Below are 8,276 nucleotides of genomic sequence, written 5' to 3'. Positions count from 1 at the left end.
CATCGTCGGTAAAATCAATTGGTTTGCGGTAATGTGCTTGCAGGACGAATAACCTAACTGCCATCGGATCGGTGGGGCGATCGAGTAACTCGCGAATCGTGATAAAGTTGCCCAGGGATTTAGACATTTTTTCCCCGTTGACCTTCACCATGCCGTTGTGCATCCAGTAGTGAGAGAGGGGTTTGTTCGTGACGGCTTCGCTTTGAGCGATTTCATTTTCATGGTGCGGGAAAATTAAATCTGCTCCCCCTGCATGGATGTCGATCGTATCACCCAGGCGATCGCGTACCATTGCCGAACATTCAATGTGCCACCCAGGGCGACCTGCACCCCAAGGTGATTCCCACGCTGGTTCCCCTAGTTTAGCGGCTTTCCACAGAGCAAAATCAAATGGTTCTTGCTTTTTTTTTCCCTCTGGGTCTTCTGCGTCTACGCGCCCGCTAGCGCCTGCTTGCAAGTCTTCTAATTTGCGTCCCGACAACTTACCATATTCGGGAAACTGTTTGACAGCGTAGTAGACATCGCCATCTGCGGGATAGGCATAGCCTTTTTGCTCTAATTCAAAAATTAGCCGTTGAATGCCATTCATTGTATGCGTAGCGCGGGGATAGGCATCTGCTTCTTTAACATTCAGCCGCGTCATATCCTCAAAATATGCTTGGATATAGCGTTCGGCTACGGCTTCCATTGAGGAATTTTCTTGACGGGCGCGGTTGAGAATTTTATCGTCAATATCGGTAAAGTTCTGAATGTACGTGACTTCGTATCCTAGAAATTGCAGGTAGCGCCGCACGACATCCCAGATAATACAAGCGCGTGCATGACCCAAATGGCAATAGTCGTATACTGTTACGCCACAGTAGTACATTTTGACTTTGCCTGGTTCGACAGTCTCAAATGGTTCTTGATGACGAGTGAGAGTGTTGTAGATTGTCAGGGTCATAACAGGGCAACTATGTTTTTAGCGATCGCTGGCGCGATCGTCACTAAATCTCATGTTAAACCCTCAAGAGTCATTCAGATTCTGGTTTAGGTATCCCAGTTTACCCGTGTGTTTACAAAATACCTGGTAAATCCAAAATGAACCCAGGTAGTATATCTTCTCCTGATAAGGTGGTGGGAGATGACAACGCTTCTACTTCGCGTCCTTGGCGATAAATCTCAACATATTGCTGTTTGGGGTCAATCAGCCAACCTAAGCGCACCCCATTTTCTATATATTCTCGCATCTTTGCCTGTATGTCTTCGAGCATATCGCTAGCTGACATCAATTCCACCACAAAATCGGGGGCGAGGGGTAGAAACTTGTCTGGATCTGGATTTATTGCCTCAATTCTCTCTTTTCTCACCCATGCAGCATCGGGAGAACGGATAGCTCTATTAGGTAGGATAAAACCTGTAGAGGAGTCAAAGGCAATGCCTGTATTATCGCGTTCTACCCAAATTTCCAGTCTTGTCGATAGTTTAATATTACGGTTTCCAGTTCCCCATCCCGTGGGTGGCATAATAATTATCTTTCCTTTCGCAGTCCGCTCAAACTTGAGATCTCGGTTTGCTTGACAAAGCTGGAAAAATTGCTCGTCAGTCAAGTCTATTACTGAATGTAAGTCTAGGGCGATGGTATTCATATACGCATTCTGGAGAATCATCTCTTGCAAAATTCTAAATTGCGATCGCATAGATCTGGGGGCGGGTTTGCCAATCGTTTTTGACTTCAACAAAGATTTCAGGTAAACCCGCCTCTACAAAACATTTATCTGTGTTCATCCACGTTTGATTAACTCAAATGTTGTCCCAACTCCAACCGCAACCGATACAAAATTGTATTTGGCTCGACTTGAGATAAAATTTCTTGGATTACGGTACTCGCACCAAATTGTCCCCAACTACAGCCTTTTTCTAAATAGACTTGGGCAGCTTTTCCCACAGCATACGTACCGTAACCAGCAATTCCCCCTTGCGCGATCGCAGTTCCTGCAAATGCAGTAATATTGAACGGATTATCCCCAGAGGCGATCGCAGTCGCACTTTTACCTAAGCCTAATAGCATTCCGCTACCTAATTCGCTCAATAGCAAACCACCAGAACTCAACAAAATTGTCCTCAACAACTTTGTGGCTTCAAACCCCGTCATTGGCAAATTATATAACTTAGCCAAAGCACGAATTAAGGCGAGATCGGCAACAAATCCGCCTAAAACGTCAAGTACGGCGATGGGGTTGAGTCCGACAGCTAAAGCTTTATATTTGGTATATTGCCAAATTAAATCTTCCGCAGCTTCATTAAGACGATCTAGAGTTTTGCCTGCGATCGCCGCTTCAGCATCTTTTACTTGTAGTAAAGCATTTAAAGCCAGTAGCGATCGCCCTTCGCGATTGAGTACGTGTAAAATCTTTTGCTGTAACTCTGCAATTTGAGGTGGTGGTGTTTCCCACTCGTAAGCAACTTGTCCGTCGGGATATTCTACCCGCACTTCTTCGGCTGCTGGTTCCGCCGCCACCATGACAATTTCATCGCTAGACAAAAGTTGCTGTAAGCGTCTTGCGGTTGGACTACCTGCCCCTAATTGTTGGAGATTTTTATAAATTGCTTCCCTGTCGGTTTCGGGATATAAATCGATTTTATTGAATACTAAAATCAGCGGTTTCTGTGCTTGTCGTAGTTCGCAAAGTGCTTGATATTCAGTACGGGTAATATCACCAGCTACGACAAATAAAATTAAGTCAGCTTGACGCGCCACGTCCTTCGCCATTTGCGTTCTAGCTTGACCTTCAATTTCATCTAATCCTGGCGTGTCGATTAATTCAATCTGTACTTTTCCACCTGGGTTCCATCGCACGGAACGGGGATATTGAGTCACACCGTGTAGGGGACCCGTGGGTAAAATTTTCTGCCCGACTAAGGCATTGAGAACCGCTGATTTGCCTCGACTCACCAATCCAAAAGCAGCGATACAAATGACATTCGTTTCTAATTTATTCAGCGTGGAAGTTAGGACTTCCAAATCTGGTTTAACCAGCCCAGCTAATTCAAGCTTTGCAGGCTGTGGATTGGGTTTACGCAGATGTCCGTACCAAGATAGCGCTTGGCGGATACTTGCACGAGCGCGGTTGAGGTGAGATTCTTGGAGATCGATTCGCTTGGCTTGAGATTGAGTCAAGGTTGAGAGACTGCGGCAGTGTACAGATTTACTCTAGTGCGATCGCAGTTGGAATGGCAAATCGAGCGGTTACACAAGGCGGATTTTGTCTGTTTGGTTCTGCATGAATCCTCAAACGGTCTGGGAGAACGTTGAGTTACTCACAATTTCCTCAAATTTGCTTGCTAAGTTAAATCTATAACCAAACAAGATATGGTTTAAACCAACCTGATGCTAAGCAATTCCCAATGGTTCTTACATCTCAGGTGCTAGCTGTTGACTGTTGACTGCTGACAGTTAACTGTTAATCATTAACCGTTAACGACTACTCGGTAGAAGGTAATTTGTATGAAAACATCAGTTAAGTACGACATCAATGCGATCAAAGACGAAGCTCGTCAACTCGTTGATAAAGGACTTGTTGACCGTCACCAGCCAATTTATGCTTTGTGCAAATATATTCCAGGTCGTGAGTGGATTTGTGTAGAAATTGAGCTAGAGGAAAATGATTTTTTGCTGAGAGATCGAATCATCGATTTATTAGGTCGTGAAGATTGGCAAGAAGATTAAAGAATTTACAAGTCAAAAATTAAAAATTAAAAGCTAAGATTTGGTTGCGATTAATACTTTTAGTATTAGTTTGAAAATAGTTTAAATAGGTTTTTTGAGATGATTTAGAGACGAGCCGAATATAAAATCGACGTTGTAAACTGCAATAATTTATATTGCTAAAAAATATTTAAGATTACCGAGCAAAATTATGAATGCTGCGAGGCGATCGCCATGTCTACAATATCCAACTTCTGGAAGATTGAAGAAGCTGAATTTCCCCAAACTGGTACAGCAACAGAGCAGCTCAAGTTTCTTTTAAACTATGCATTGCTAGCTCCTTCTGGGCATAATACTCAACCTTGGAATTTTAAAATTCAAGATGAAGCGATCGCGCTCTATGCTGACCGGACTCGCGCTTTGCCTGTTGTCGATCCTCAAAACCGGGAATTAATTATCAGCTGCGGTACGGCATTATTTAATCTTCGGATTGCTCTCCGTCACTTTGGTTATACGGGCAAAATCTCAACTTTTCCAGAACCCAGTCATCCAGACTTGTTAGCTACGATTCAGTTAGGCAAACCCACACACGCTAGCGCTGACGAGCAAATGCTGTTTGAGGCAATTCCCCAAAGACACACGAATCGAAGGGATTATGAAAACCGGGATGTACCCAAATCGATGCTGACATGGTTACAAGTAGATGCCGCTAGCGAAGGTGCATGGTTGCACGTTGTGAAGGGAGATCTAACCCGTCAGGCGATCGCCGAATTAGTGGTACGAGGCGATCGCTGGCAAATGGCTAATCCCAGCTTTCGTCGCGAATTAGCAGCTTGGATGCATCCAGGTAGCAGCTCCAGCCATGATGGTATACCTGGATATGCATATGGAGTGAATCGGTACTTAGATTTTGCTACACCTATCTTTGCTTGGGCAATGCGTGCCCTCGATCTCGGAGATGCAATGGCTCATCATAACCGCCAACTCGCGATCCAGTCTCCGGCAATTTTAGTGCTGGGTACAGAGCAAGATACTCCGAGAGATTGGCTGGCAGCGGGGCAAGCACTAGAGCGCGTACTGCTGCGAAGTCAAGCAGTAGGATTATCAGCATCCTTTTTAAATCAGCCTATTGAAGTGCCAACTTTGCGATCGCAACTGAGCAAATTAATCTATGCATCGGGCTATCCACAAATTCTGTTGCGTCTGGGTTTTGGTTGTGAGGTAAAACCAACAGCAAGGCGAGGAGTCGATGAAGTTTTGCTATAAGACAAAATGTCAATCCTAAAACAACGTTTACACGTAACTATTCGCGGTGCTGTACAGGGGGTAGGCTTCCGTCCGTTTATCTACCGACTGGCAACAGAATTAGGACTTGTAGGATGGGTGAATAATTCTGCCCAAGGGGTTTTGATTGACGTAGAAGGCACTCAAGCGCAATTGCAGAATTTTTTATTGCGCATCGAGCAACAAAAGCCACCCCGTTCGATAATTCAAAGTCTGGAATCGAAATTTCTCGCTCCCGTAGGCTATCAACAGTTTGAGATTCGCACCAGTACGGGTGGTGAGAAATCAGCAACAATATTACCCGACCTTGCCACTTGCTCGGATTGTCTGCGCGAAATTTTCAACAAAAGCGATCGCCGCTACGGTTATCCCTTCACCAACTGTACTAACTGCGGTCCCCGCTTTAGCATTATTGAAGCTTTGCCCTACGATCGCGCCAATACGACAATGAAAAAGTTTCAGATGTGCATTCATTGTCAGTCTGAGTATGAAAATCTGCTGGATCGCCGCTTTCACGCCCAACCTAACGCCTGTCCTGAATGCGGACCCCAGCTTGAGTTATGGGAGCGAGATGGCAATGTTCTAGCATTACATCATCAAGCATTAATTCAAGCTGCTGCATCGATTTGTCAAGGTCGGATCGTTGCTATCAAGGGTTTGGGCGGGTTTCATCTGATAGTAGACGCACGTAACAAAGCAGCCGTGCAAAAACTGCGCCGTTGCAAGCGAAGGGAAGCTAAACCTTTTGCTTTGATGTACCCTTCCCTGGAACTAATTCAAGCAGACTGCGAAGTTTCAGACTTAGAAGCAAGCCTGTTGCGATCGCCTCAAGCTCCAATTGTACTGCTGCAACGGAAGTTAGCATCTCATGCGATGGTCGCGAAGCGTTTGCGAAGCGTGGTCGAAGAGCATACCGCCTTCGGCATCGCTCCCTCAGTTGCTCCTGGCAATCCCTACTTAGGTGTGATGTTGCCTTACACTCCTCTACATCACCTACTCATGGCTGAGTTGGGTTTTCCGGTAGTCGCTACCAGTGGCAATTTAACAGATGAACCTATTTGTATTGATGAAAAAGAAGCACTGCAACGCCTGAGTAGCATTGCTGAAGTTTTCCTAGTCCACAATCGACCGATTGCCCGTCCTGTAGATGATTCTGTCGTGCGCGTGATGATGGGAAGAGAAATGGTTTTACGTCGCGCCCGTGGCTATGCACCTTTACCATCCACTACTCTTCCCGACTCCCCTGTACGGGCGCACGGCTGTGCGCCCCTACCGACTCCCGACTCCCTTCTCGCAGTAGGGGCGCATCTCAAAAATACGATCGCGCTTTGTGTCAAAGAGCAAGTTTTTGTCAGTCAGCATATCGGAGATTTAGAAACAGTACCAGCTTTGAATGCTTTTGAACGGGCGATCGCGGATTTTCAACAACTTTATCAGACAAAGCCAGTGGCGATCGCCTGCGATCTTCATCCCGATTACCTCTCTACTCAATTTGCGCGTAATTCTGGGATTCCTGCGATTCCAGTACAACACCACTACGCTCACGTTCTCTCATGCATGGCGGAAAACGATTTAATTGGAATGCATGACTCTCAACCCGTCTTGGGTGTTGCTTGGGACGGTACTGGTTACGGACTAGACGGTACAATTTGGGGCGGAGAATTTTTGCTCGTTACAGAAACATCATTTGAGCGAGTCGCCCATCTGCACACTTTTCGGCTGCCTGGGGGAGAAAAGGCGATTAAAGAACCAAGACGAGTCGCAATTGGTTTGCTTTATGAAATCTTTGGAGAAGAATTGTTTGAGATGCAGCACTTAGCACCAGTGCAAGCTTTTAGCGATCGCAATTTAGGAATTTTGCAGACAATGCTGCAAAGAAATCTCAATACGCCAGTGACTTCTAGTATAGGACGGCTATTTGATGCGATCGCTTCAATTGTAGGATTACGTCAACAAAACCAGTTTGAAGGACAAGCAGCAATGGAACTAGAGTTTGCGATCGCCGGATTTGATACTGACGAGTGCTATAGCTTTGAGATTTTGGCAACGTCATCGCCTGCGATCGTCGATCTGCTGCAAATGGTGCGAGAAATCTTAGCAGATATAAGATGTGGTTTACCACTCAGAAAAATATCAGCTAAGTTTCACAATACGCTCGTTGAGATCGTAGTTGCCGTAGCAAAGTCCGTGGGTGAAGAAAAAATTATACTTACAGGCGGTTGTTTTCAAAATAAGTATTTAACTGAAAGAGCCATTAAAAGATTGCAAGCAGAAAATTTTTACCCTTACTGGCATCAACGCATTCCACCTAATGATGGGGGAATCGCGCTAGGACAAATTGTGGCAGCAACTTTTCACTTAAGCAACAGGAAGCAACAGCTATGTGTTTAGCAGTTCCAGGGAAAATTATCAGTATTAATAACGAACAAGAACCATTGATGCAAACTGGAAAAGTTAGCTTTGGTGGAGTTATTAAAGAAGTCAGTCTTGCCTATGTTCCTGACGCAAAAGTCGATGATTATGTAATCGTTCATGTAGGTTTTGCTCTTAGCATTCTCGATCCACAAGAAGCAGAAAGTACGTTGAATTATTTACAAGAAATGCAAAATTGAGCGATCGTTGGTTCCCCTTCTATTCTCCTCACAGGTTCCTCAAGTTTTCCTTATAACTTCAAGGTAGAGCCAAAACAGTCACATGGTAATACTTTAGAAGCTGGCAAAGGTTGAAAAAATGAAAACAAAAACATTTGCAACCCTAGATGGTAATGAGGCAGTTGCTCAAGTTGCCTATCGCTTGAATGAAGTCATTGCCATTTACCCTATCACTCCCTCCTCGCCAATGGCTGAATGGGCTGATGCTTGGACAGCAGAAGGCAGAGCAAATATTTGGGGTAATGTTCCTGCCGTAGTCCAAATGCAGAGTGAGGGAGGCGTTGCTGGGGCGCTTCACGGTGCTTTACAGACAGGTTCGCTGACGACGACTTTCACAGCATCGCAGGGATTATTGTTGATGCTGCCAAATATGTACAAAATTGCCGGAGAACTGACACCGACAGTCTTTCACGTAGCAGCGCGATCGCTTGCCGCTCAAGCCCTATCTATTTTCGGCGATCATAGCGATGTGATGGCAGCACGGACAACCGGTTTTGCAATGTTGTGTGCCGCATCAGTCCAAGAAGCACACGATTTTGCCCTAATTTCTACCAGAGCAACATTAGAATCGCGAATTCCTTTCCTACATTTCTTCGATGGCTTCCGCACCTCCCACGAAATTGCCAAAGTGGAACTGTTGGCAGAAGATGACA

7 protein-coding genes and 1 pseudogene are annotated in these 8,276 nt (G+C 45.3%); 5 read left to right on the top strand and 3 right to left on the bottom strand.

What is annotated here, in order from left to right; all coding sequences use genetic code 11:
• The 3 genes from cysS to ACRC32_RS07245 all read right to left on the bottom strand — a co-directional run.
• The coding region (gene cysS / locus ACRC32_RS07255; RefSeq protein ID WP_438553335.1) for a cysteine--tRNA ligase at positions 1-943 on the bottom strand (943 nt) is incomplete at its 3' end.
• 112 nt (positions 944-1,055) lie between these two features.
• Positions 1,056-1,628: a Uma2 family endonuclease gene (locus ACRC32_RS07250; RefSeq protein ID WP_438553334.1), complete on the bottom strand. Its 573-nt coding sequence runs from the start codon at positions 1,626-1,628 to the stop codon at positions 1,056-1,058.
• 149 nt (positions 1,629-1,777) lie between these two features.
• On the bottom strand, positions 1,778-3,160 hold the full coding sequence (locus ACRC32_RS07245; protein ID WP_438553333.1) for a DUF697 domain-containing protein: 1,383 nt from the start codon (positions 3,158-3,160) through the stop codon (positions 1,778-1,780).
• 327 nt (positions 3,161-3,487) lie between these two features.
• On the opposite strand from ACRC32_RS07245, the gene ACRC32_RS07240 reads away from it, so the two are divergent.
• The 5 genes and pseudogenes from ACRC32_RS07240 to ACRC32_RS07220 all read left to right on the top strand — a co-directional run.
• Positions 3,488-3,709, top strand: a complete 222-nt coding sequence (locus ACRC32_RS07240) for a DUF4327 family protein (RefSeq protein ID WP_438553332.1) — start codon at positions 3,488-3,490, stop codon at positions 3,707-3,709.
• A 213-nt stretch (positions 3,710-3,922) separates the two neighbouring features.
• Positions 3,923-4,954, top strand: coding sequence for an Acg family FMN-binding oxidoreductase (locus ACRC32_RS07235; RefSeq protein WP_438553331.1), 1,032 nt, complete (start codon positions 3,923-3,925; stop codon positions 4,952-4,954).
• A gap of 6 nt (positions 4,955-4,960) precedes the next feature.
• Positions 4,961-7,363, top strand: a complete 2,403-nt coding sequence (hypF, locus tag ACRC32_RS07230; protein ID WP_438553330.1) for a carbamoyltransferase HypF — start codon at positions 4,961-4,963, stop codon at positions 7,361-7,363.
• Entirely contained in the window at positions 7,354-7,584 is a 231-nt protein-coding gene (locus ACRC32_RS07225; RefSeq protein WP_106545785.1) for a HypC/HybG/HupF family hydrogenase formation chaperone, read from the top strand. Before hypF ends, ACRC32_RS07225 begins: the two co-directional genes overlap by 10 nt.
• Positions 7,585-7,702: 118 nt before the next feature.
• Positions 7,703-8,276, top strand: a pseudogene (locus ACRC32_RS07220) (pyruvate:ferredoxin (flavodoxin) oxidoreductase); the annotation flags it as partial.

The organism is Chroococcidiopsis sp., assembly GCF_051657925.1.
Classification (GTDB): domain Bacteria; phylum Cyanobacteriota; class Cyanobacteriia; order Cyanobacteriales; family Chroococcidiopsidaceae; genus Chroococcidiopsis.
The sequence above is the reverse complement of the archived record's forward strand: the minus strand, read 5'-3'. Positions and strand labels throughout refer to the sequence as shown.

Coding starts and splice junctions, on each gene's coding strand:
- ACRC32_RS07250 (WP_438553334.1), bottom strand. CDS start 1,628: ATGAATACCATCGCCCTAGACTTACATTCAGTAATAGACTTGACTGAC.
- ACRC32_RS07235 (WP_438553331.1), top strand. CDS start 3,923: ATGTCTACAATATCCAACTTCTGGAAGATTGAAGAAGCTGAATTTCCC.
- ACRC32_RS07240 (WP_438553332.1), top strand. CDS start 3,488: ATGAAAACATCAGTTAAGTACGACATCAATGCGATCAAAGACGAAGCT.
- hypF (WP_438553330.1), top strand. CDS start 4,961: ATGTCAATCCTAAAACAACGTTTACACGTAACTATTCGCGGTGCTGTA.
- ACRC32_RS07225 (WP_106545785.1), top strand. CDS start 7,354: ATGTGTTTAGCAGTTCCAGGGAAAATTATCAGTATTAATAACGAACAA.